At 43.4% G+C, this 549-nt stretch carries 1 protein-coding gene; it reads right to left on the minus strand.

Translation table 11 applies throughout. The features are described 5' to 3' along the window. A partial coding sequence (locus tag R7Z77_RS27780; protein WP_318137362.1) for an NAD-dependent epimerase/dehydratase family protein occupies positions 1-242 on the minus strand: 242 nt, incomplete at its 3' end. Positions 243-549 lie beyond the last annotated feature (307 nt).

The following is a 549-nucleotide window of genomic DNA, read 5'->3' on the forward strand; positions in this document are numbered from 1 at the left end:
TGCTCCGTCCAACGTTTGTCTGCGATTGGTTCTCCTGCGAGGTTGATGACGGCATCTATGTTGTTGAGATCGGCGAGTTCATCAAGAGAAGCAAGGTACTCGATATTACCTAAATCAGCGTACTGCAAGTGCTGTTTGGCTTGGTCTGGCGATCGGGTCAGTAACACTATCTGATGAGTGGTAAGCAGTTTGAGTAACTCAGACCCTATAAACCCAGTTCCACCTGTAAGTAATATCTTCATAGCATCTCTTTGAATGTCAATATATTAGAACATTATAGTCGTTTTGCGCCTCGCTTGATCAGTTCAGCGCTGCTTATCATGCGTTCTTCCATCTTTCAGATAAATTTCGTGGTGGCTCATCCAGTTCACATATTAGGAAAATGTAACCAAATGTTAGTGGTGACATAAGGTTGTTCACGTTTGTGAGTAGAAATTTATGCCACACTGAGAGTAGATGATAAGGATATCACCGGACAGGTCTCGCCTTCAGAGCCAATAACTTGTTCGTCAAAGGGAGGATTTGCATGGAAGCACTCACTGCTTTGTT

The sequence above is a fragment of the Vibrio sp. 1401 genome, assembly GCF_033340295.1.